21 protein-coding genes are annotated in these 23,429 nt (G+C 67.2%); 10 read left to right on the top strand and 11 right to left on the bottom strand.

Going from position 1 to position 23,429, the window contains the following annotated elements:
• Positions 1-28: 28 nt before the first annotated feature.
• Positions 29-772, top strand: a complete 744-nt coding sequence (locus TV39_RS17510) for a GAF and ANTAR domain-containing protein (protein ID WP_043484094.1) — start codon at positions 29-31, stop codon at positions 770-772.
• A gap of 4 nt (positions 773-776) precedes the next feature.
• Here the strand turns inward: TV39_RS17510 and TV39_RS17515 are convergent, their stop codons facing one another.
• Entirely contained in the window at positions 777-1,181 is a 405-nt protein-coding gene (locus TV39_RS17515; protein WP_326942850.1) for a hypothetical protein, read from the bottom strand.
• Between the two features lie 100 nt (positions 1,182-1,281).
• On the opposite strand from TV39_RS17515, the gene TV39_RS17520 reads away from it, so the two are divergent.
• The 5 genes from TV39_RS17520 to TV39_RS17535 all read left to right on the top strand — a co-directional run bounded on the left by TV39_RS17520 (position 1,282) and on the right by TV39_RS17535 (position 7,435).
• The gene (locus tag TV39_RS17520; protein ID WP_235347432.1) at positions 1,282-3,720 is read left to right on the top strand and encodes an HAD-IC family P-type ATPase; all 2,439 of its coding nucleotides are present in this window, start codon (positions 1,282-1,284) and stop codon (positions 3,718-3,720) included.
• A gap of 132 nt (positions 3,721-3,852) precedes the next feature.
• Positions 3,853-4,029: a CsbD family protein gene (locus tag TV39_RS21845; RefSeq protein ID WP_082049858.1), complete on the top strand. Its 177-nt coding sequence runs from the start codon at positions 3,853-3,855 to the stop codon at positions 4,027-4,029.
• Positions 4,030-4,209: 180 nt separating this feature from the next.
• Positions 4,210-5,157 (top strand): ABC transporter ATP-binding protein, encoded by a 948-nt coding sequence (locus TV39_RS17525; RefSeq protein WP_043484096.1) that lies wholly within the window; start codon positions 4,210-4,212, stop codon positions 5,155-5,157.
• A 2-nt stretch (positions 5,158-5,159) separates the two neighbouring features.
• Positions 5,160-6,422, top strand: a complete 1,263-nt coding sequence (locus tag TV39_RS17530; protein ID WP_043484098.1) for an ABC transporter permease — start codon at positions 5,160-5,162, stop codon at positions 6,420-6,422.
• A 29-nt stretch (positions 6,423-6,451) separates the two neighbouring features.
• The gene (locus TV39_RS17535) at positions 6,452-7,435 is read left to right on the top strand and encodes a CapA family protein (RefSeq protein ID WP_043484100.1); all 984 of its coding nucleotides are present in this window, start codon (positions 6,452-6,454) and stop codon (positions 7,433-7,435) included.
• Here TV39_RS17535 and TV39_RS17540 read toward each other — a convergent pair.
• The 5 genes from TV39_RS17540 to TV39_RS17560 all read right to left on the bottom strand — a co-directional run bounded on the left by TV39_RS17540 (position 7,432) and on the right by TV39_RS17560 (position 14,340).
• Positions 7,432-7,638 (bottom strand): hypothetical protein, encoded by a 207-nt coding sequence (locus TV39_RS17540; protein WP_043484102.1) that lies wholly within the window; start codon positions 7,636-7,638, stop codon positions 7,432-7,434. The two genes, TV39_RS17535 and TV39_RS17540, sit on opposite strands and share 4 nt — an antisense overlap.
• Positions 7,639-7,772: 134 nt before the next feature.
• Positions 7,773-8,510 (bottom strand): DUF4386 family protein, encoded by a 738-nt coding sequence (locus tag TV39_RS17545; RefSeq protein WP_043484104.1) that lies wholly within the window; start codon positions 8,508-8,510, stop codon positions 7,773-7,775.
• 29 nt (positions 8,511-8,539) lie between these two features.
• Positions 8,540-9,418 carry a CPBP family intramembrane glutamic endopeptidase gene (locus TV39_RS17550; protein WP_043484107.1) on the bottom strand — a complete coding sequence of 293 codons (879 nt, stop codon included), beginning with the start codon at positions 9,416-9,418 and terminating at the stop codon, positions 8,540-8,542.
• A 103-nt stretch (positions 9,419-9,521) separates the two neighbouring features.
• Positions 9,522-12,230, bottom strand: coding sequence for a magnesium-translocating P-type ATPase (gene mgtA / locus TV39_RS17555; RefSeq protein ID WP_235347433.1), 2,709 nt, complete (start codon positions 12,228-12,230; stop codon positions 9,522-9,524).
• Between the two features lie 16 nt (positions 12,231-12,246).
• Positions 12,247-14,340, bottom strand: coding sequence for a S8 family serine peptidase (locus TV39_RS17560; RefSeq protein WP_043484110.1), 2,094 nt, complete (start codon positions 14,338-14,340; stop codon positions 12,247-12,249).
• Between the two features lie 448 nt (positions 14,341-14,788).
• On the opposite strand from TV39_RS17560, the gene TV39_RS17565 reads away from it, so the two are divergent.
• The gene (locus TV39_RS17565; RefSeq protein WP_043484112.1) at positions 14,789-15,019 is read left to right on the top strand and encodes a hypothetical protein; all 231 of its coding nucleotides are present in this window, start codon (positions 14,789-14,791) and stop codon (positions 15,017-15,019) included.
• A 430-nt stretch (positions 15,020-15,449) separates the two neighbouring features.
• Here TV39_RS17565 and TV39_RS17570 read toward each other — a convergent pair whose 3' ends face one another.
• Positions 15,450-16,016 carry a type 1 glutamine amidotransferase domain-containing protein gene (locus TV39_RS17570; protein ID WP_043484115.1) on the bottom strand — a complete coding sequence of 189 codons (567 nt, stop codon included), beginning with the start codon at positions 16,014-16,016 and terminating at the stop codon, positions 15,450-15,452.
• 280 nt (positions 16,017-16,296) lie between these two features.
• On the opposite strand from TV39_RS17570, the gene TV39_RS17575 reads away from it, so the two are divergent.
• Positions 16,297-16,791 carry a hypothetical protein gene (locus tag TV39_RS17575; protein WP_043484118.1) on the top strand — a complete coding sequence of 165 codons (495 nt, stop codon included), beginning with the start codon at positions 16,297-16,299 and terminating at the stop codon, positions 16,789-16,791.
• Positions 16,792-16,866: 75 nt separating this feature from the next.
• On the opposite strand, the gene TV39_RS17580 is transcribed toward TV39_RS17575, so the two are convergent.
• The 3 genes from TV39_RS17580 to TV39_RS17590 all read right to left on the bottom strand — a co-directional run bounded on the left by TV39_RS17580 (position 16,867) and on the right by TV39_RS17590 (position 20,293).
• Complete coding sequence (locus TV39_RS17580; protein WP_043484121.1) at positions 16,867-17,523, bottom strand: response regulator transcription factor; 657 nt, start codon at positions 17,521-17,523, stop codon at positions 16,867-16,869.
• Positions 17,520-19,361 carry a sensor histidine kinase gene (locus TV39_RS17585; RefSeq protein ID WP_235347434.1) on the bottom strand — a complete coding sequence of 614 codons (1,842 nt, stop codon included), beginning with the start codon at positions 19,359-19,361 and terminating at the stop codon, positions 17,520-17,522. Before TV39_RS17585 ends, TV39_RS17580 begins: the two co-directional genes overlap by 4 nt.
• A gap of 95 nt (positions 19,362-19,456) precedes the next feature.
• Positions 19,457-20,293, bottom strand: a complete 837-nt coding sequence (locus TV39_RS17590; protein ID WP_043484124.1) for a response regulator transcription factor — start codon at positions 20,291-20,293, stop codon at positions 19,457-19,459.
• Between the two features lie 314 nt (positions 20,294-20,607).
• Between TV39_RS17590 and TV39_RS17595 the strand changes: the two genes are divergently transcribed.
• Complete coding sequence (locus tag TV39_RS17595; RefSeq protein WP_043484127.1) at positions 20,608-21,081, top strand: sensor histidine kinase; 474 nt, start codon at positions 20,608-20,610, stop codon at positions 21,079-21,081.
• Positions 21,082-21,172: 91 nt separating this feature from the next.
• A complete protein-coding gene (locus tag TV39_RS17600; RefSeq protein WP_043484130.1) occupies positions 21,173-22,540 on the top strand; it encodes an LssY C-terminal domain-containing protein in 1,368 nt (455 codons plus the stop codon).
• A 52-nt stretch (positions 22,541-22,592) separates the two neighbouring features.
• Here TV39_RS17600 and TV39_RS17605 read toward each other — a convergent pair whose 3' ends face one another.
• A complete protein-coding gene (locus TV39_RS17605; RefSeq protein ID WP_043484133.1) occupies positions 22,593-23,390 on the bottom strand; it encodes an IclR family transcriptional regulator domain-containing protein in 798 nt (265 codons plus the stop codon).
• Positions 23,391-23,429 lie beyond the last annotated feature (39 nt).

Raw genomic sequence — 23,429 nt, forward strand, 5'->3', positions numbered from 1 at the left:
ACCTGAATGAAACGGCAGCAAGAACATCGTGGCCAGCGAGTCGACCGCACACACCGCAACGTCCATCAGCCAGCACCTTAATGAGATCGTGTTGAACAGCTCCGATGTTGAGCAATTCCTCCACGAACTCGCACGCGTCTCCGCGCGCATCCTTTCCGAACCGGGAGACGCCGTCCTGTGCGGGATTACCCTGCTCCGGCACCGGAAGGCAGCCACCGTGGCCAGCAGCAGCCCCGAAGCGCAGGCCATGGATGAGATCCAGTACGCCTTTGGTGACGGTCCGTGCATGACCGCTTCCCGCGACCAGGTGACGGTGCACATCAAGGACCTTGAAACCCATGAGCGCTGGCCGAAATACTCGGATACCGTTCTGGGGCACGGAGTCCGGTCCATCCTCGCCGTCCCCTTCCAGCTTGACGGCGACACCCGCGCGGCGCTGAATCTCTACTCCCACCGCCCGGGCCGGTTCGAGGGCAAGGTCCTGGAACTCGCCGAGGATTTTGTCAGCCAGACGTCCCTGGCCCTCCGGCTGGCGGTGAGGTTCGCCCACTTCAGCGAGACTGCGGCCAACCTCAAGGCAACACTGGAGTCCCGCACCGCCATCGACGTCGCCATTGGCATCATCATGGCGCAGAACCGGTGCAGCCAGGAGGAAGCCTTCGAGCTCCTCAAGTCCGCTTCGAGCGCGCGGAACGTCAAACTGCACGGCGTGGCAACGGCAATCGTCGATTCCCTGGGCCAAGGCCCGACGAGGACGCACTTCGAGCTGTAACGGCTCAGAACATCGGCAGCAGGAACCCGGCCACCATGGCTGCCGCACCGATGCCGCTCAGGATCCAGCCAAGGACCCCGGCCGCCTCGCCGCGCACCTCCGGCGCGCTGGTCCGCCAGCGGGTGGGCGTCTTCACCGCATAGTGGATGGTGACGGCGTCCCCCGGGGCCATATGCCGGATGTCATGCGGGGACATGGGCGCGTTGTGGACTTGGTGATGGTGGTCGTACCAGCGGAAACCCACGCCGCTCTCGTCGGAGTAGACCACGCCCTCCGACTGCGCCCACTGATCCTCGAACCGCCTCATCGTCTCCACGATAACCAGGAGAATCAGGCCGGCAGGCAGGCAAATCCAGGTCAGCACTTCCAGGATGGGACCTGCAATGTCGAGAACTCCGGGCATGGTCATGATGGTACCGTTCCCGCGCATCTGCGGACCACATCCGCGGGACCGCACCAAAGCGGGCCAAGGGCCGGCCGGCGTGCCACACTAAGGACACGAGCGGCGGATGCCTAAGGGAGCAACACTCATGGTGACGGGGCAACGCACCCACCGGTTTGGCATGGAGAGGTGGCGCGGGCACGGGCTGTCCAGTGCCGACGTCTCCGAACGTGTCCGCGGAGGCCTGGCCAACCTTGTCTCGAACGCATCAAGCCGCAGCATCTGGGACATCTTCCGTGCCAACGTCCTGACACTGTTCAATGCCATTGTGGCCGGGAGCTTCGTGCTGCTCCTGGCCTTGGGGCAGTGGCAGGACGCCCTCTTCGGCTTCGCGGCCGTCGGTAACGCCGTCATCGGGGTGGTCCAGGAATACCGGGCCAAGAAGTCGCTGGACCGGCTGGCGGTACTGAACTTCCCGCACGCACGGGTCCTGAGGGACGGCGCCATCCAGGACATTCCAACGGCCGAGGTGGTCCTGGACGACGTCATCCTGCTCTTCGCCGGGGACCAGGTGCCCGCGGACGCCACCGTGTACGACGCCCACGGGCTGGAAATCGACGAATCCCTGCTCACCGGCGAATCCAACCCTGTGGACAAAGCACCGGGGACCGAGGTGCTGGCAGGGTCCAGTGTTGTGGGCGGCCAGGGCCGGGCCCAGGTGATCCGCGTCGGGGACGACTCCTTTGCCGGCAAGCTCACAACGCAGGCCAAGCGTTTTTCCTTGGTCAACTCGGAAATCCGCACCGGCCTCAACAAGGTCCTGCGATGGATCACATGGGGCCTCCTCCCCGTCATGGCCATCGTTGTCAACGGGGAGATGCAGGCCCAGGGCGGCTGGAACCAGGCGCTGGACACCGGCGCCTGGAAGACCGCGGCCGTGGGCGCCGTGGCAAGCGTCATCGCCATGGTCCCGCTGGGCCTGGTGCTCATGGCCAGCGTCGCCTTCGCGCTGGGCGGGCTGCGGCTGGCCCGCGACAAGGTCCTCATCCAGGAACTGGCAGCCGTCGAAGGCCTGGCCCGGGTGGACATGCTTTGCCTGGACAAGACCGGCACCCTCACTGAGGGCAAGATCATTTTCGACGGCGTGCACGACGCCGGCGCCGCACCGGCGGAAGGATGGCAGCAGGCGCTGGGCTGGTTCGGCGCCGACCCCGACGCAAACGCCACCGCCCGCTGCCTCGCCGCTGTCTACAAGGACGACGGCGGCCTCCGCCCGGCGTCTTCCGTCCCCTTCGCCTCCTCGCGGAAATGGAGTGCGGTCAGCTTCAACAACGGGTCCGCGCCCGGCGCCTGGGTGCTGGGCGCCCCGGAACTGGTCCTCGAGGCCACGACTCCGGGACACGCCCGGGCACTGGCGTCGGCCGCCGGGCTTGCATCGTCCGGCCTCCGGGCACTGGTCCTGGCCCATGCCGGGCGGCCCATGGCAGACCGGGAGGCGGAAGCGGCAGCCCTGCCGTCCATGCTGGTGCCCGCCGCGGTGCTGACCTTCCGCGAAAAGATAAGGCCCGACGCCGCCGCGACCCTGGCCTACTTCCGGAAGCAGGGCGTCGACCTCCGGATCCTCTCCGGCGACGATCCGCGGACCGTGGCGGCTGTTGCCCGCAACGTGGGCCTGGACGCCGCCGACGGCTACGATGCCCGCGAGCTCCCCGAAGATCCTGAGCTCATGGCCGACGTCCTGCAGAACCACACAGTGTTCGGCAGGGTCACCCCGGCACAAAAGAAGGCCATGGTCGCAGCCCTGCGCAGCCGGGGCCATGTGGTGGCCATGACCGGGGACGGAGTCAATGACGCCCTGGCGCTAAAAGAGGCGGACATCGGGATTGCCATGGGCTCAGCCGCGGCGGCCACCAAGGCCGTCTCCCGGCTGGTGCTGCTGGACGGCCGCTTCGACAGGCTCCCCGGCGTCGTGGCAGAGGGCAGGCGGGTCATCGCCAACATCGAGCGAGTCTCCATGCTGTTCCTCGCCAAAACAGCCTATGCCATTGCCCTGTCGGTGGCCTTCGGCGGCCTGCTGTGGGGCTTTCCGTTCCTGCCGCGACAGCTCTCCGCCACCGACGGGCTCACCATCGGCATCCCCGCGTTCTTCCTCGCCCTTATGCCCAACGCCCGGCTCTACCGGCCCGGCTTCCTCAAACGCTCGCTGACGTTTGCCGTCCCCGCCGGCCTCATCATCACCGCGGCGGTGCTTGCGGTGAATGCCTATGCGGCGGTCGCAGGGGTGTACGGGCAGGACTCCGTGCGGACCGGCTCGGTGATGGTGCTCGCCCTCGTGGCACTCTGGGTGCTCGTGGTGCTCTCCCGGCCGCTGAACCGCTGGCGCCTCCTCATCGTCGCCTCAATGTATGCCGGGCTGTTCGCGCTGCTCACCGTCCCCGTCATTGCCGACTTCTTCGGCATCGCCTCGCCGCCGGACACGCTCCGCAACGCCGCCCTGCTGGCGGCGGTTGGCGGGTGCGCCGCCGTCGAGCTCGTGTTCCGGTTACGCCGCCGCCTCAACGTTTGACCGTGCGCCGGCCGCGGCGCCATCGACGCAAAACTGCGGATGGCACTGCTGGAAGCCGGTTGCACCTAGGGTGGAGGGGCAACGGTTGGCATCCGCCCTCCTGCGACTGATCAACTGATTGAGGAAACAAACATGGGTTTGGGCGACAAGATCAAGAACGCTGCCGAGAAAGCAATCGGCGAGGCCAAGGAAGCACTGGGCAAGCTGACCAACAACAGCAAGCTCGAGACCGAGGGCAAGATTGATCAGGGCACGGCCGACGCGAAGCACGCCGCCGAGGACGCCAAGGACACCATCAGCGACAAGTAGTCGTTACCTGATGGCCGGGGCGCGGAGATTTCCGTGTCCCGGCCATTTCATGTGCTGCGCCGGCTGCCGGGACCTTCGCCCCTTCCGTTCGGGAGCATCCGCAGCCAGTCTGGTCACATGGCAGCCCGCCCCGGGGGAACCGACACCGGCGGGCAATGATCGGTACAGGCGGCGACAGCCATGGACGAGCCAGTGGTGCACATCAGCGGGTTCCGGATGGACTTCGCTGACACCACCGTGGTCCGCGACCTGTCCTTCGATGTCCGGGCCGGCGAAACGTTCGGGTTCCTGGGCAGCAACGGCTCCGGCAAGACCACCACCATCCGCGCGCTCCTGGGCCTCTACGAACCCACGGCCGGGGTTCTCCACATCAACGGCCGGCCGTTCAAACCCGAGCACGGCAGCAGGCTGGGCTATCTTCCGGAGGAACGCGGGCTCTACAAGAAGGAAAAGGTCATGGACGTCATGACCTACTTCGGCCGCCTCAAGGGAATGGACCGGCATTCGGCGCGGCAGTGGTCACTGGCCTACCTGAACCGGGTGGACCTGGCCGGCAAGGCCGCCACCCAGGTGGACAAGCTCTCCAGCGGCGAGCAGCAGAAGGTCCAGCTCGGCGTCACCATCATGAACCGTCCGGAGCTCCTCATCCTGGACGAACCCACCAAGGGCTTCGACCCCGTGAACCGCCGGCTGCTGATGGACATCATCGGGGAGCAAAAGAGCGACGGCGCCACCGTGGTGATGGTGACCCACCAGATGGAGGAAGTGGAGCGGCTGTGCGACCGCATCATCCTCCTGAAAGACGGCACGTCCGAGGCCTACGGCACCATCGATGAGGTCCAGAACAAATATGGCGGCAGGATCGTGCGCATCCGCCACGCCGGGCCCATTCCGCCGTCGCCCCACTATGAGGTGACGCTGGAAGAAACCAACTATGCGGAGCTCTCCATCACGGACGGCACCGACGAAGCGGCCATCCTGCGGGAACTCATGGACGCCGGCCTGGTCATTCGGAGTTTCACCACCACCAAAATCTCGATGGAGGACATCTTCATCCGCGTGTACGGGGACCACACCCAGCCGCCGTCGTCCGTTCCCGCCCGCGCGGCCGCCGCACGGGGAGCCTAGCCATGGCCCAGCACAACCTTGGAACGGTCATCAGCTTCGAATTCGTGCGCACCGTCACCAAGCTGCGCTTCTGGATCGGCACCCTGTCCGTGCCCGTCATCATGGCGGTGGTGTTCGGGATGATCTTCCTCAGCAACACCAGCACCAGCACCGCCGCCGAGGCCCAGAAGAACGCCCAGTTCAGCATCTCCTACCTGGACGCCTCCGGCCTCATCACGCCGGCGGACGCGGCCGCGTTCGGAGCCGTTCCCGCGGCCTCGTCCGCCGCCGGGATCAGGGACGTCCAGTCCGGCGCCGTGGATGCCTACTTCGAGTTCCCCGCCCACCCCGAAACCACTGCAGTAAAGGCCTACGGCGCGGACCGGGGGCTGTTTGAGAACGGCAAGTACGCCGCCGTTGCCCAGGCCATGCTGGCCCGCGCCGTGGCCGTGAAAATCGGGTCGCCCCAGCTGTCCCGCCTCGCGTCAGGGTCGGCGCAGGTGGACACCGTCACCTACCAGGGGTCCGAGGTGTCCGGCGGCATGAACTCCGTGGTCCCGCCGCTGGCATTCCTGGTGGTCTTTTACGGGCTGGTGGTGCTCCTTGCCGGGCAGATGCTGAACTCCACGCTGGAGGAGAAGGAGAACAGGGTCACCGAGATGATCCTGACGACGCTCAAACCCACCACCCTCATCACCGGAAAGGTGCTGGCCCTGTTCATGGTGGGCCTGGTGCAGGTGGCCGTCTTCGCCTCCCCCATCCTGGTCGGCGCACTTTTCTATCGTGACGCCATGCGCATCCCGGAGTTCGACGCGTCCCAGCTCGAATTCGACCCCCTGCGCATGACGGTGGGCCTGCTGATCCTGGTGGGCGGCTTCGCCCTGTTCACCACCACCCTGGTGGCCATCGGCGCCGTCATGCCCACCGCCAAGGAAGCCGGAAATTTCATGGGCGTGATGATCGCCCTGATCTTTATTCCGTTCTATTCGGTCAGCCTGGTGGTCTCCGAGCCGCACTCCCCGATCGTGCAGGTGTTCACCTACTTCCCGTTCTCCGCCCCGGTCACGGCCCTGCTGCGGAACGCCTTCGGCTCACTGGGCATCGTGGAGGCGGCCGTGGTGATCGCCATCCTCTACATCGGGGCTGCCCTGATGCTCCGGGTGGCGGTGCGGCTCTTCCAATACGGATCCATCTCCTACACCTCGAAAGTGAGCATCAGGACCGCCCTCAGAGCGGGTTCCCGGCATGCCGTGGCCGGCCCGGCGGAGCACCCGGCGGAAAAGTAGGCAGACTGTGGAGGGGCGGGAGGCGGACCATGCGCCTGGTGTTCCTGGGTGACGTGATGCTTGGCCGCCTGGTGAACCAGCAGCTCAGGTCCGTCCCGCCCGCGTTCCCTTGGGGCGATACGCTCCCCGTCCTGGCTCAGGGGGACATCCGGTTCGCCAACCTCGAATGCGTCCTGGCCGATGCCGGGACGCCGCAGCCGGGGAAGGTGTTCCACTTTCGCTCGGACGTCCGCAACGCGGCCGTCCTGGCCGCGGCAGCCATCGACGCCGTCTCCCTCGCCAACAACCATGTGCTCGACTACGGGACGGACGCCTTCCGGGAGACGCTGCCCGCGCTGGACCGCCGCGGAATCCTTCACGCCGGAGCGGGGCCGGACCTGGAGGCCGCGCAACGGCCCGCGATCATGCGGGCGGGTCCGGCCGCCGTCGGACTCATTGCCTTCACGGACAACCAGCCGGACTGGGAGGCCGGGCCGCACCGGCCCGGGGTCTACTACGTACCGACGGACGGGCGGCAGCAGGGCGACGCCCGGGTGCGGGATCTGCTGGCCCTGGTCCGCCGCTCCAAGGCCCGGGCCGATCTGCTGGTGGTTTCGGCTCACTGGGGCGGCAACTGGGGAGCAGATGTGCCGTCCGCGCACCGGGACCTGGGGCGGGCGCTGGTGGACGCCGGGGCCGACGTCGTGTTCGGGCATTCGGCGCATGTCTTCCGTGGCGTCGAGCTCTACCGCGGACGGCCCCTCATCTACAGCGCCGGTGACTTCATTGACGACTATGCGGTGGATCCCGAGGAGCGCAACGACCAGTCGTTCATCTTCTGCCTGGAAACCGCAGGGGCCGTGCCCGTCCGGCTGCAGCTCCATCCGACGGTCATCGCCGGGTTCCAGGCGCGGCTGGCCGGGAAGAGCTCACGCCACATCGGAGTGAGGATGCAGGGGCTTAGCGCTCAGCTGGGAACGCAGAGTAGGTGGTTTGATGAAGCGAACGTGCTGGAAATACCGGTGGGCGGTTAGTCCCGCTTGTCCCGTTCGCTGAATTCCTCATCGAGGTCGAAGTGCCTGAATTCGGTCTCCGGGTTCGGTTCGCCCTCGGCCACATATTCATAATCCAGCTGGCGCTGGACCTGGCTGTCGAGGACCTGAAGATCCTTATCCTCAACTTCTGAGAGATCTTCCGGAAACTCGTCTTCCGGGGCTAGATGCAGCTTCTCTGACATGTCGTGCCTCTCTTGGCCAGAAACTGGGGTGCTGTTCTGGCAGCATCCTGGCATTCCCAGATTATCCGCACCGGCCAGTGGGCGGAAGACCAGCAGGCGGAAGACCAGCAGGCGGAAGACCGGGCGCCGGAAGACTAGCCAGCGGAAGCCTGGGCGCCGGCCTTCCCACGCCCTTTCCCCCGCCATGCCGCGACGAGGAGCCAGCCGGTCCACCCGACGACCAGCACAATGCCGGACAAGGTGGGCAGGGAATTGGATGCGGAGAAACCCTCGGCGCCAATGATCCAGCCCTGCACCAGGTAGGCCGCGCCGGAAAGCACCATCAGGTAGCCGATGAACCGGGAAACCCTGCGCGTGGCGGCGATGGCAATGCCGAACAGGATGAGCGCTGAACCCAGCATGAAGCTCTGGTAGCTTCTGACTCCCCACTCAAGCCACCGGATGTCCTCCGCGGCGGCGAAGCGGAGGGCTTTCTCCCCCTCGGCGGCGCCCGCCCAGGCATCGACGGCATGTTTAAGCGCCACGCCGTCCACGCCCTGCAGGACGCCGTAGAGGGCCAGCGCCGTAATGGCTGCCGCAGCACCCACCCGGACACCCCAGGCCGCCGCCCCGTGACGGACGTTGAGTGCGAAGGCCAGCACCAGCAGTCCGCAGATGAGCAGCGCCATGCCAAGGAACTGCCCGAGGTGGACGGCGATCCAGGCGTCACTGGCGGCATACTCAGCGAACGTCGCGGTGTGGTCGTTGGCGCTGGCCGCGTCCGGATGCCGGAGTCCTGCCAGCAGCGAGACGAGGACGCCGGCGAAGAGCAGCGTGGCGGACAGCCGCAGCTCAGGCCGGCGGAGCCCGCCGTCGTTCTTTGTGTCTCCCATGTCCGTAACTCCCTTCTGCCGGCTGACCGCTACGGGTTTGCTGCCCGGTAGGGCCGGATACGCCGCCGGCGCAGGGCATGTCCGCTGCTGCCCTGGCCGGTGGTCCGGGACCTGGCGGCGAGGTAGGCCGCGACCGCCGCGGTCAGCACCACCACCGCCGGGATGAACTGCCACCAGTCCACCGCGTCCATGCCCTGGGACGCGTTCATGGACCCGTGCAGGAGCCCGAGGACCAGGATGCTCCCGCCGGTCCCCACGTAGACCATACCCAGTAGGTAGCGCGCCACCAGGGCGAAACCGAAGAGGACTCCCCAGGAGAGGACAACGTCCGCCCAAGGGGTGGCTGTGAACCCGCGCTGCGCGAACGCCTGGGGCAGATGGATCAGCGCGAATGGAATGGCCGTCAGCAGGGAGCCTGCGAGCACGCCCTTCCGGTCCATCAGCCGCCGCTGGACCACTCCCGCCCAGGCCAGTTCCTCCCAGACGTTGCCCAGCAGGGCACCGATGACCACTGCCTTCAGCAGATACAGCCCCGCGGTTGTTGCCCAGCCGCTCCCCGGCTCGCGGAGAGTTCCGGTCACGACGGCGGTCAGCAGCGTCAGGACGGGCAGCGCCAGCAACGCGATGACGTACCAGCCGGCAGCCACGCGCCAGCGGACCACTCCGCTGAAGAGTCGGCGGACGCCGGCGCGGCCTTCCGACGCCGCCGTCACAAAAACCGCTGCCCCCAGCAGGATCAACAGTTCCACCAGGAGCCCGGGAGTGATGTCCTGCAGCAGGATGATGGCCAGGCACTGCGCCAGCCAGGCCAGCGGGATGGCGAGGATCAGGAAAGCGGCAACAGGGTGAGCGGCTACCCGGGAGCGGACGCTTCCCGCGGACTCCGGTGCATGCGGTTCAACGCTCATGATGTGCCTCGGATCCAGGGCCAAAATCACCAGATGCTAACAGCTGCAGGGTACGCCGGTTGCGCTGCTGAATCCATGCTTTCCCGCCGGGCCAGGCGCCAGGTCAGCGGGCGCGGACGCTCCTGGTTTTCCGCTTCCGGCCGCCGCGGACCAACTGTCCGCGCAGCGGGCGCGCAACCGGGGTGCTGAAGCGGGCTGCGCGGCGCGAAATGTGGTGCGTTGGCTGCCTGCGCGGGATGACGGCCGGCCGGACCGGAGGCTGTTGGGCTGTGCGGGCAAAGAACCATCGCTTGGCGAATTCAACCATCACCAGATACACCACCGTCATCCCCAGCAGCGCCAGGAAGAAGGGCGTGGGCAGCGGATCGAACCCCAGAACACCGGCCAGCGGGGACAGCGGAAGGAAAACGCCCAGCGCCACCACCCCCAGGGATGCGCCCAGCAGGCCCGCTGAAGGCCGGCTCCGAAGGAAGGGAACCCGCCGGGTGCGGATGGCAAAGATGATGAGCGTTTGCGTGGCGATCGACTCGATGAACCAGCCGGCCCGGAATTCCCCCGGCACCGCGTGGAACGCGAACAGCATCAGGGCGAAGGTGGCGAAGTCGAAGAGGGAACTGATGGGTCCGAAAAGGAACATAAAACGCCGGATGAAGCCGATGTTCCAGTGCGATGGGGCCAGCAGCTGTTCCTTGTCCACTCGGTCCCCCGGGATGGCGAGCTGGCCGGTGTCGTAGAGCAGGTTGTTCAGCAGGATCTGCCCGGGCAGCATCGGCAGGAAGCTAAGGACGACGGACGCCGTGGCGGCACTGAACATGTTGCCGAAGTTGCTCGAGGTTCCCATCAGCACGTACTTGATGGTGTTGGCGAAGATCCGCCGCCCTTCCATCACCCCCTCCGCCAGGACGCCCAGGTCCTTGTCCAGCAGCACGACGTCGGCGGCGTCCTTTGCCACATCGGTGGCGCTGTCCACGGAGATCCCGATGTCCGCCGCGTGCAAGGCCAGTGCGTCATTGACGCCGTCGCCCATGAACCCGACCGACCCGCCGCTTTGGCGCAGCAGGCGGATGATCCGTGCCTTTTGCTCGGGCGAGACGCGGGCGAAGATGCTCGCCTCGCGGGCCGCCGCGGCCAGTTCGGCATCGGAGAGGGCTTCCACCTCGGCACCGGTGAGCGTCCCGCCGGAGAGCACGCCGAGCTCGTCACAGACCTTCTCGGCGACCTTGGCGTTGTCCCCGGTGGCGATCTTGACCGTGATGCCGAGCGTCTCGAGCTGGTCCAGTGAAGCGCGGGCGTTGGCCTTGGGCCGGTCCAGGAAGACCAGCAGCCCTTCCAGGACCAGGTCCTTCTCGTCGGAGGCTTGAATCGCCGTCATTCCTTCGGCCGGCCGGCTGGCGACGGCCACCACGCGGGATCCCGCGTTGAACTGTTCATCCAGCATCGCCTGCACACCGGCCGGGGTGTCCACGCAGAGCGCCAGGACATCTTCCGGCGAGCCCTTGGTGACCAGCCGGGCCGCTCCGCCTTCCTCGCTGACCAGCACGCTGGTCCGGCGCCGCAGGTGGTCGAAATCAATGACGTCGAGCCGTTCGTAGCGGTCCGGCTGGAACCCGGCCGCGTCGGCGGAGGCCCAGAGCGCCGCGTCCAGCGGGTTCAGTCCCACCGTGGAGACCTTCGCTTCCGCGTACTCCGCCTCCGTGGCGAGAAGCCCCAGCGTAAACAAAGCGGCCGGGGACACTCCGTCCTTGGCGGGCAACGCTGCAGTGAAGCTGATCCTGCCTTCGGTGAGGGTGCCGGTCTTGTCGGTGACCAGCACGTCCATGTCCCCGAGGTCCTCGATGCACACCAGCCGCTTGACCAGCACTTTGCGCTTGGCCAGCTGGCGGGTGCCCGTGGCCAGGCTGGTGCTCACCACCGCCGGCAACAGCTGCGGCGTGATTCCGACGGCGATGGCCAGCGAGAACAGCAGGGATTCAATGACCGGCCGCTGCAACAGGAGGTTGGCGATGAAGATCAGCGTGGTGAGGACGATGGCCACCTGCAGGAGCAGGAAGGAGAAGCGCTTGAGGCCGAGCTGGAACTCGGTCTGTGGCTGCCGCTCCCCGAGTCCCAGGGCGATCCGGCCAAACTCGGCACGCCCTCCCGTTGCCACCACCACGCCGGTGCAGCTCCCCGATTGGACCACCGTGCCCATGAACAGGCAGGACGTCAGGTCCGCGAGCGCAGCGGTACCGCGGACCGGCGCGGGGTCTTTGCTGACCGGCAACGATTCACCGGTCAGGATGCTTTCATCGCAGAGCAGGTCCTTCGCCGTCAGCAGCCTGATGTCCGCCGGGACGATCGCGCCGATGGCCAGATGCACGACGTCGCCGGGCACCAGGGCGGTAACGCCGACTTCGTCCAGGGTCCCGTCCCGGAGAACCGCGGCCAGGTGGGTGACGCGGGAGTGCAGCGCCTCGGCGGCCCGTTCGGCCCGGAACTCGTTGGTAAAGCCAAGACCCACGCTGACCAGCAGGATCACGCCGATCACGATGGAGTTCGTGGCATCCCCCAGGAAGAGCGACAGCCCGGCCGTGATGGCGAGGAGTATCAGGATGGGGCTGCCCAGCTGCCGGCCCAGCACGGACCACCCGCTGGCCTGATGCGTCCGCACGGCGTTGGGGCCGAGCTCGGCCAGCCGTTTGGCGGCTTCCCCGCTGTCCAGCCCGGTGCTGCCGGACCCCAGCTGGTCAAGGACCTGTTCCACCGGCAGCTGGGCGGCATGCGCCATCGACATTTGCCCGGGCAGCTGCCCCTGGACGTGGGAGTCCGGCACGCGGAGGCCCGGCACGTTAAGACAGCCGCCACACGTAGGCGTAGGGCTGCGGGAACTGCGTGATCCGGAAGGCCCGGACCACGATCCTGGCCTGGCCCGACGGCATGCCCGTCCAGAGGACCTGTTCCACATTGTTCCGGCGGTCGAAGCCGGCCGTGGTTCCTGAGTTTCCGTGCCGCTCGCTGCCGTCCGCCGCCAGCACAATGAGGTCGAGGTCGTTCTGCAGCTGGGCGCCGGGCGGATCGGACCACACGAGGGTGATCTTCAGCGTCACCCCGGCTGCGGTCAGGGCCGGTTCCGCGGCCGGACCCCGGTTCCGCCTCCCCTTGGCGGCAACCTTGGGGATTTCCTCGGGGATATCGATGGTGAAGGTGTCCTCCTGCCCCTGCTCCAGCGGTCCGCCTTCGCCCAGTCCGGCGTTGCCGGGCTGCCCGGGAAGGACCACGGAGCGGGCCAGGTTGACCCGGCCCCAGCCGGAGTTGCCGTTCGGCGATTCCCCGGCCTCGGTGGGGTTGTACTGCCCCGGCAGGACGTCCGCGCCGTTGACCAGGAGGGCTTTGACCAGCGCCGCACTTGGCGCGTTGAGTCCGTTCTTGACCAGGGTCTCGCGCAGCACCGCGGCGCAGCCGGCCACCAGCGGCGTTGCCATGGAGGTGCCGGAGTCAAAGAAGAACAGCGGGTCCGTGGAGGTGCCGAAGGTGTTGCCCATCGGGGCATTCCGCGAGAGCGTGGACAGGATGCTGGTTCCCGGCGCCACGACGTCGGGCTTGATGCGGCCTTCCTTGGTGGGCCCGCGGCTGGAGAAGGCCACCATCCCGTCCGGGTTGTTGGCCTGCTTGTCCTTCTTGACGGGATTCGAGGGGAAGTCGCCGGGCCAGTAGGTGCCGTAGGTCGGGGCGAATTCCTTGCGGAGGCTTTCGCTGGCACCCACGGTGATGCAGTTCTTCGCCGCGGACTGGGATCCGATGGAATTCGAGTCCACCGTGCCGTCGCTGTTGCCGTCCACGCCGTCATTCCCCGCCGCAAAGCAGATCACCTGGTCCGGGTGGTTCCACACGAATTCGTCGATCTCCCGGGAGCTCGCGTCGTACGGAAGGTTGAGTCCGGGCACGCCCCAGGAGTTCGTGTGGACGCGGGCGCCGTCGTCGTACGTCTTTTGGAAGAGGTCGTTGAGGTTGACCGGAATGCCGCCCAGGCCGCCGTTGGAGTCGAGGAGGCTCTGCAGGATCAGCAGGGCCTCCGGCGCGGTGCCCTCAATCGCTCCGCCCATGGTGGCCGAGTTTCCCCGGCCCAGCACGGAGCCGGCCACGTGCGTCCCGTGGCCGTGCGGGTCGTCTGCCTTGTCCGGCGCCGTGCGGCCCAGCGCGTAGAGCGTCTGGACCCGTCCGGTGAATGCCGGGTGCGGGTTGCCGGCGTCGCCGGTGTCGAATCCGGTGTCCGCTATGGCCACCACTTCGCCGTCGCCGCGGTATGTTGTCCCGTTGAGCTGCACGTTGGCGTTCAGGATCTCCCGCGCCACGTTGTTGAAGAGCTGGCGCTCGCGCACCGGATGGATCTCGCGGATCTCATCGATTGCGGCCAGTTCCGGGAGCTGGCCCACCGAGGTGGTGATGCGAAGCTTGCCCGGGGTCACCGCCACGGCATCGGGCTCCACCCGCGCGGCCACGGCCACCCGGGCGATCAGCTCCGGGCCGGCCTCGATGCCCGGGTGCAGGAGCAGGTCCACCCTTTCCAGCCGGCGGTCCGGATGCGGTTCGTGGTCCGCCAGCGAGCGCACGTTGCCTGTGTCCGCGCCGCGCGGCAGCAGCGGCGGCGGGATCTTGAAGACACGGGAGTACACGTCCGCCCAGCTCACGAAGGGCAGGGCACGCACCCTGTCCAGGTCTGCCGGCGGGAACGCCGCCAGGTAGGTGTTGTCCGAGACGTACTCCTGCATCTCGACGTCGATGCCGGCAAGTTCCGCACGTTGTTCCGCTGTCAGCGGCTCCGCGGTCTGGATGAGGATGTGGTCCGACTCCGAGGCGTCCTCGGCAACCAGCCCGGCGTCCCGAAGGGCCCGGTTTTGTGTGATCGGATCAATGGTGATGCCGTTGATGGTGATTTCAGACATGGAATTGTGCCCCCTGGCGCCCGCCGGAAACAGCCTCGGCACCCGGCGGCCGCATGCGTTCTAGAAGGAGACCCGGGCCCCCGCCGAGCGAGGGCCCCGGAAGGTGAGCGTCAGCATACGCTCGGCGCCCTAGGCGGTCAACGGCGCGTGCGCTGCCGACAAGCGTGTGACGCAGGGCACACAGAAAATTCCACCGAAATGATTGCCTTGGGGGCCGGCGGTCCGCCACACTAAGGGTGGATCCGCAGGAACGGCACACCGTTCCCGGTCCCTCTGCCGGATGCTTCGCACCGGCCCCCGCCCCATCACAGAATGCCGGGCCCCCTCGAATCATCCCCAGCCTCTACCGGCACTTCTTTTGCCCTACCTAATTTCCGTCCCGGAAACAGCCCTCACAAAATCCACCCTCAGACGCCCACCATCCGTCATCGCGAAAAGAGAGCACCCCATGATCAAGCACCATTCCGACATCCTGCTGGAAATCATCGCCCACGACCCCGCAACGATCGAAAACGACCTCAACAGCGCCGTGGACATCGCCCTCCGGCACGCCATGCAGGAACGCCGCCACGGCGTGCTGGTCACGCAGACCGGCTTCTCCACCTACACTGTGGCCGTTAGCCGCGACGTCCCGTACGGCGAAACCCGCGAACTGCGGCAATGGGGCGCCCTGGCATAAGGACACGCCGCGAGCCGGCGCCTAGGCGCACCGGCACCCCGGCTGTAGCGTGGAACCCTACCTCGAGATCAGGAGCAGTCCATGAGCACGGAACACAACGAGCCCGAAGACATCGTGAGCGACGGCGTCGAGGACGAAACGAGTCCGGTGCCCAGGGAAAAGCCGGAGGGCCGGCCCTCCGGCCGCCACGCCGCATCCGGCCCCGCCGACAGAGGCCCCGCAGGGGCAGGCGGCACCAACCTCCGGGACCGGCCGAGGAACAGAACAGCGAAACCGCGGACGACCGCGGACTCACCACGGAGCCCAGCTCCAGCGACTAAACCGGACTTGGACGCAGGGCACCTGGACACAGAGGAGGGGTCCGGCGGCGGCAATTGCCGCCGTCGGACCCCTCCTCTTTTGCGCCTTCGGGCGTAGTGCGTTGTGCCGGTCAGGCGGTCTGGCCGGCGTGCTCGCCTTCTTCGATCTCTTCGAGCAGTTTGTCGTTGAAGGCCTTGAGGTCGCCGGGGTGCCTGCTGGTCACGAAGCCCTGGTCCACCACAACCTCCTCATCGCTCCAGTTGGCTCCGGCGTTCTTCAGGTCGGTCTGGAGCGTGTGGTACGAGGTCAGCTTGCGGCCGCTGACCACATCGGCGTCGATCAGCAGCCAGGGCCCGTGGCAGATGGAGGCCACCGGCTTGTGCTGCTCAAAGAAGCTGCGGGCGAAGGCCTGTGCGTCCTTGTCCACGCGTAGGTGGTCCGCGTTGACCACTCCGCCGGGGATCACCAGCGCATGGAAATCGGCGGCGTTGGCCTCGGCCACCGTGATGTCGACGTCGAAGGTCTCGCCTTTTTCAGTGCCGTCGTAGCCCTGCAGCTTTCCGGCCTTGGGCGCCACCAGCGTGGGCTCGCCGCCGGCTTCCTTCACGGCGTTCCAGGGGCTGGTCAGCTCCACCTGCTCCACGCCGTCGGTCAGCAGGAACGCTACCTTTTTGCCTGCAATGTTGTGCGCTGACATATGTCCTCCTTGTGCCGGTTGCTTTACGGGTTTAACACTAGGAACCCCGGAAATAATAAGCAAGCTGATAATTCTTCCGGCCGGACAAACAGTGCCGTACAAACAGTGCCGTACAAACAGTGCCGTACAAACAGTGCCGTACAAACAGTGCCGTACAAACAGTGCCGTACAAACAGTGCTAGCACGGAAGTCAGGGACAGTGCCCCCGCCGCACCATGGAATCACGGCATCAGGAAAGGATTCCTGGCCGAAACCACCATCACCGCAACAGGAGCAAAAAATGTCCATGACCGCCGGAACAACGAAGTCCCGCCCGTCCCGCGCCAAAGTCGCACTCGTCTCGGCAATGACGCTGGGGCTTGCTGCGGGCGGCGTCGCCCTGGCCGCGCCCGCCCAGGCCGCCACCACCAATTACGCCTGCACCGTGACCCCGCTGAAGCCCGTCTTTGCAGGCTTCAACTCCTCGGGCACCAAGCTGGTGGACTACCAGATCCAGGTGCGCTGCTACAACAACCGGTCCGTCTACATCGAGCAGCAGCGCTGGGAGAGCGACGACTGGCCCAACGGCGACGACCATCTCGGCAACTCCAGCTTTAGCCGTTCCCTCGGCTACTACAGCGGAATTGTCACCATCCACAACGTCCGCACCCTGACCAACACCGAGATCGGCAACGAGGAGGTGTACCAGAAGGTCCGCCACCAGGAGGGGGCCGGCGGCGTCTGGTCGCCGTTCACGGGCTGGAAGAGCAGCGGCACCACGTCCATGTCCAACTAGCTCAACGCCCGGCCGCGTCAGCGTCCCGGCTGACCAGCAACCGGCGGCTGTCCCCTCAGGACGGCCGCCGGTTTGCTAGTGCTGGCGCAGGTAGGTGAGCACGGCGAGGACCCGGCGGTGGTCCTCGGGTTCGGGCCGCAGCCCCAGCTTCAGGAAAATGCTCCGGATGTGCGCCTCCACCGTCCGCTCCCCCAGGAAGAGGGTCTTCCCGATCGCCTGGTTGGTGCGGCCCTGCGCCATCAGCTCCAGGACGTCGCGTTCCCGGCTGCTGAGCTCATCCTCCCGCTGGTGGCCGTTATGCGGCCTGGCCACCATCCGTGCCACCAGTTCAGGATCGACGGCGGTCCCGCCAGCCGCCACCCGGTGCAGCGCGTCGATGAAGTCGTCGATGTCCGAGACCCGCTCCTTCAGGAGGTAGCCCAGGCCTTTCGCACCGTTTCCCAGGAGCTGCATGGCGTTGTCCGTCTCCACGTATTGGGACAGCAGGAGGACCCCCGTTCCGGGCTGGTCGCGCCGGATCGCCGTGGCGGCCTGGATGCCTTCGGTGGTGAAGCTGGGCGGCATGCGGATGTCCACCACGGCAACATCCGGCTGCCGGGCTGCCACGCAGCCCAGCAGTTCCTGGGCGTCCGCAGCCTCGCAGACCACCTCCAGCCCCTCGGATGTGAGCAGCGCGGCCAGGCCGCGGCGGAGCAGCGCCGAGTCGTCCGCGATGGCGACGCGCAGTGTCATGGCATGTCCTCCGTAGGGTCGGCCGAGAACGGCAAGGTTGCCGCCACCGTTGTTCCGCGGCCATCCGGGCTGGTGACCGTCAGGGAGCCGCCCAGCGCTGCCGCCCGGTCGGCCAGCCCCACCAGCCCGCCGTCGGAACCGGGGGTTGCCCCGCCGATCCCGTCGTCCGTCACGTGGAGCCTGAGTCCGGCGTCGGTGCCCTGGACGCCGATCTGCAGGTTCGAGGCGCGGGCGTGCTTGGCGGCATTGGTCACCGCCTCGGCGCAGATGAAATACGCCGCGAGTTCCACCTGCGGCGGCGGCCGCTGCGGGAGGTGGATGTCCAGCTCGATGGGCAGCGCAGAGCGCTCGGCGAGCGCCCTGAGGGAGCCGCCCAGCCCCCTTTCCCGCAGCGACGGCGGGTAGACGCCCCTGGCCAGCTCACGAAGCTCCGCGAGTGCGAGGGCGAGTTCGTCGCTGGCCTGATCCACCAGTTCCTTCATCTCCGCCGGGCTTGCAGCCCGCCTCGCCCTGGCAAGGTCCATGGACACCGCAACAAGACGCTGCTGGGCGCCGTCGTGGAGGTCCCGCTCGAGCTCACGACGCCGGGCGTCCCCGGCCGTGACAATGCGTTCCCGGGAGCGGCGGACTTCCACCAGCTGGTCCCGCAGCTGCTGCTCCATGTTCTGGTTGTCCAGGGCCAGGGAAGTGGCGCTCCGCACGGCGGCCATCAGCTGGGGCTGGTCCCGGAGGGCTTCGTCGAAAACCAGCGCCCCGACAGGCGTGCCGTTGCGCTCCAGCACCATGGCCGCCCGTCCGGATCCGTCCTCTGGCACCGCGCGGGGCACGCCGTCGTCGTCCACGAACCCGGACAGCGCGGGCGACCACCGCCAGAGGCTGAGGGTGGGGTCCCGGACGGACCTGCGCAGGGCGCGGATGAGCCGGTCGCTGACCGGCGCCATCCCGATCTCCACCATCAGCTCGCTGAGTGCGCCGCGGGCGAACCGGTAGCGCCACAGCCCCAGCAGGACGGCGAGCGGGACGATCGCCGTCGCCGGGTACTGCCAGAGCAGTGCCTCGTTGGAGAGGGAACCGGTCAGCTGCACCACGGCGAGGGACACCCAGACGGTGGAGGCGGTCTTGATGATCACTGCCAGCCACAGCGGCAGGAACGCGGCCCGGTACGCCGGCGAACCGGAGCGCCAGCGGGACACCAGCACGGCCACTATCGCCACGCCGATGCCTACCTGGACAATGCGGGCAGCGTCCCCGATGGCGCTGGTCAGCTGCGGGCTGTCCCACAGCAGGAACAGGTTGCGGGAGGTGGACTCCCCCGCCGCGATGTGCAGCCGCGGATCGAAAAATGCCCAGCTCGCCACCGCGATGGCCGCCCAGGCGGCAAAGAAGAACACGACGGCCGCCCGTTCCGCCCGCGAGCGCAGGACGCCCGAGGGGAAGCTCAGGGCGAGCTGGAGCAGCGGCGGCTGGTACATGAGGGTCAGCGCCACACCGGCGGTGAACAGGACCGGGTCGCTGGAGCGGCGCACTCCGGCGGCCAGCCACAGCAGCCCGGCGACCACCAGCAGCAGCCCGGGGTTCCGGTTGGGCCGGGTCTGCCACGCGGCCACACCGGCCAGGACAAAAGCCAGCCCCACGGCGACGAACATGGAGAGTTCAACGACGGAGAAGGGTGCCCTGTCCGGGTTCTCGCCCCAGCGGATGACTCCCTGGGCGTTGAGCACTCCCAGCGTCCGGGCGGGATCCTGCAGGGCCGCCGGCGCCCAGTCGATCGAGATCAGCACCAGGGCCAGGACGCCCACGGTGGCAACCACTACCAGAACCAGTTGCTTGGGAGTCACGGTGCTTCCCTCCGCCAAGCTTAAGAATCCCATGTCCAGGAGTCCCCGGCCATAGTCCGGGACTACAGTCCGGGACCGCTGCCAGGCGGACGGGGTCAGCCGGCAGCCAGTTGCGGCGCGAGCCGGTAGCCGATCCCCCTGACGGTTTCCACCCACCGCGGCGAGCGCGAGTCGTCGCCCAGCCGCTTCCGCAGGTTCCCCATGTGGACCTCGACGGCGCGCTCTTCGGCGGTACTGACATAGGAACCGGTGTCGTACGGTTCGTTCCGCAGGCGGCGGACCAGGTCGGCCTTGGTCTGGACCAGCCGTCCGTTCTCCAGGAGCACCAGGAGGAGGTCGAACTGCGTCCGGGTCAGTTCAACCCGCAGTCCCCCGAATTCCGCGGTCCTGGTTCCCTCGTTCAACGTGAGCCCGTTGTGCTCGAAATCGGCGGGATCGGACTCGTCATGGGCGCCCTGCCGGAGTCCGGCCGACGCCATGCCGGCCGGAGGCGTCGCTGCCGCCGGCGCCTTGGCGGCTGGCCCCAGGTCACCGCCAGGTCCGGCCGAGGTCCCGGCAGCCTGCCTGGGGCGGCGAAGCATCGCTGCGATCCTGGCCCGAAGCTCGCGGGGACGGAAGGGCTTGGTCAGAAAGTCATCCGCCCCTGCTTCGAAACCCATGATGGCGTCGGCCTCGTCCACCCGTCCCGTCACGATGACCAGGTAGGCGTCGCTGAACGTGCGGATACGGCGGGAGGCCTCAAGTCCGTCGAAGTCCGGAAGCCCCAGGTCCATGGTGACCACCACGGGGTTGTACCGCCGGACAGCCTCAACCCCTTCGAGCCCGGAGGACGTCGCGTAAACGGAGAACCCTGATTGCAACAGCACTTCCCTCAGGGAATTCCTGACGTCGTCGTCATCCTCTACAACAACGGCAATACCGCGTTCTTCCATCTATGCCCCCATAGTCCTTCGGTTAGTCACCCTCATATTCGTCGGCGGAAGCCCCACGGATGGGTATTTCCACTATCTGGACTTATGGGGTTGGTGATGAGCCTACACAGGGAGGGACACAGGTCATTGCCGCAGAATTAAATCTTGCGCATCTCTTGAGTCGGCCCCGGGAATCCCCGGGAACTTGAGCCAAAATTGCGTCAAAGTCGCGTCATTCATGATTACGCCGGACCACCCTTGAGTCATACATCCAGGCGGGAACCCAGCACCCGTGAGAAGGAAGCATCACAGGCTGCAAGGAAGCAGGACTGGCCATGAAAAAGGCTCCAGCGGTCAACGAGGTCGCCGCAATCCACGGCGTCATTACCGACCAGGCCCCGGTGGATTTCCACAGCCTGGGGCTCGCCGGCTGCATCGACCGGCTCGCTGCCCCGCTCAGGGAACAGGGGACCACCGTGCGGTGGGAGACGCCGCACCACGGCATCGAAATACCGGCCGGCAGTGCCGGGCTGCTTTACCACGCCGCCCAGGAGGCGCTGAGTAACGCCTTCAAATACGCCGGCGCCACCGAACTGACCGTCCGGCTCGCGGCGGTGCATCACGGCATCCGGCTGACTGTGGCCGACAACGGCAGCGGCTTCGACCGCACAGAACGATGCGGCAGCCGGCCGCGGGGTTTCGGTCTGCTTCTGATGTCCATCGCGGTGCATGAAGCCGGCGGCACCGCAACCATAGACACCGCGCCCGGAAAGGGCACGTGCATCACGGTCACGCTTCCGCTGGACTGACCGTCACGCTTCACAGGGGGAAACACCATGCATCTCAGCCCGGGCCGCTGCGCCCACGGAACCAGCCACCGGCTCCAGTATTATTTTGCGCATGACCAGGGCTACGGTGAACGTGCCTGCCGCGGGCGTTTCCCGCACAGCACTCGATACCGCCTGGGACCGGATCTTCTTCCTGGTCGGTGGTGCCGCGGCCGTCTGGTTGACCTATCTTCTCCTTGAGCTCAGCTTCCAGTGGGGCTGGGGCCAGATCTGGTTTACGTTCGTCTTCTGGGCCATGCTCGCCTACCTCGTGCTGCCCAGGCTGCACTCGATCCTGACCCGCCTCTATGTGCCCGATTACTTCATCGGACGCGCCCGCACCAGCGACGGGCTGCTCGGCGATCCGGTGAATGTTGCCCTGCTCGGCTCCGAAGCCCAGCTCCACCAGGTGATGCGCCGGGCCGGCTGGACCATCGCCGACGACGTGACGCTGGCCAGCAGCTGGAGGATCGTCACCTCCACCGTGCTGCGCCGGAGCTACCTCGAGGCCCCGGTCAGCCCGCTCTTCCTGTTCGGCCGGCAACAGGACTTCGCGTACCAGCAGGAGGTGGACGGCAACCCCGGCAAGCGCCACCACGTCCGCTTCTGGCGGTGTCCGCCCGGCTGGCTGCTCCCCGGCGGCGTGGCGGCGGACTGGCTGGCCGCCGGCACCTATGACCGCAGCGTCGGCTTCTCGCTGTTCACCCTGCAGGTCACTCACAAGATCGACGAACACACTGATGATGAGCGGGACCATATCGTCGCGTCCATTTCGGACGCCGAGCCGGCGGCCAGCGTCCGGGTGATCCGGGACTTCTCCACCGGCTACCACAGCCGCAACGGCGGCGGCGATGAAATTGCCACCGACGGCGACCTCCCGGTCGTTGACCTGCGCGCGACGGCGGTGACCGGACATGCCGTGCCACGCCTCCCGAGCGACAGCCGGAACAGGCGCCCCGCCCCCACCGTCATCGGAGCGGTCCTCGTGGCCGGCCGTGCGCTGGCCGCGGCAGCACTGGCTCTATCCATCATGCTGTTTCCCGCCGCCCACCTGGAGCCGCTCCTGCAACCCGGCGGCGGAGCCGGAGGCTCCGGGACCGGCCTGACCATGGACCAGGCGCAGCTGGCGCTTTACCTTGGGCTGGCCGTGGTGGTCATCTTTGCCCTCGCGGAACTGCTCATGGCCTGGTACGTCTTCCTGGGACGGAACCGGGCGCGCACGCTCACCATGGCCGTCAGCACCGCAGCGATCGGATTGCAGGTTATTGACGTTGTCAACGGAGGTCCCGGAATCACACTGCAGACCAACCTCCCCGGACTCACCCTGGATATCCTGCTGATCCTCGCCCTGTCCAGCGAGCGGTCCCGCATCTACGCCCGCCGCGACCGGAAGGAACCAAAACGGATTGCTGCCCGGCCCGGCGGCCGCGCGGCGATCTGACCGTTGTCAGACCGTTGACGGGTCCGTGTTCGCGCCGTGGCGCGTGATCATGTCATCCCCGGTGTGCAGAAGTGAGCGGTGCGGCTGCGCGGCCGCCGTAGTCGTGGCCAATCTGCCTCGCGGCGTCCTGCAGCAGCGGGACCACCGTTTTTTCGATGGCCTCCGCCGGCGCCCGGTGCGTCTGGAGGGACACATTGACCGCGGCAACCACCTCGTGGCCCCGCCAGACCGGAACGGCCACGCCGCGGAGGCCTTCCTCCAGTTCCTGCGAGACCATGGACCATCCCTTGGTCCGGGCCTGGTCCACTTCGGCCTGGAGCTGGTCGAGGCTTCCGATCGAGCGTTCGGTGAACCGCTGGAGCTGGACGGAGTCGAAGTAAGCCTTCAGCTCGGCGTCGGACAAGGCACCCAGCAGGACGCGGCCCATGGAGGTTGCCCAGGCGGGAAACCGTGTGCCCACGCTGATGGAGACACTCAGGAGCCGGGGTGACGGAACGCAGGCGACATAGACGACGTCCGTGCCGTCGAGGATGCACAGAGATGTCGTTTCATTAAGCTCCGCGGCCAGCGACTTGAGGTGCCGCTCCGCGATTCTCGGGAGCGCAAGGTTCGCCAGGAAGGACTGTCCGATGTCCAGCGAACGGGGCGTCAGTTCGAAGTACGGACCGTCGGCACGAAGGTAGCCCAGGTCAGTCAGCGTCAGCAGGAACCTCCGGGCGGAGGCCCTGGTCATGTCCGACTTTGCGGCGACCTGGGAGACAGTCAGGCGCGGCTCGTCCGGGGCGAAGGAACGCAGCACGTCAAACGCCTTTTCCACCGACTTCACGAAGTACTCGGGTTGCTCCGCCATGGAATCGCTTGCCCTCCCTGAAGCTCGATCTCGGCATCT

Source organism: Arthrobacter sp. SPG23 (genome assembly GCF_000876655.1).
Lineage (GTDB): Bacteria > Actinomycetota > Actinomycetes > Actinomycetales > Micrococcaceae > Arthrobacter.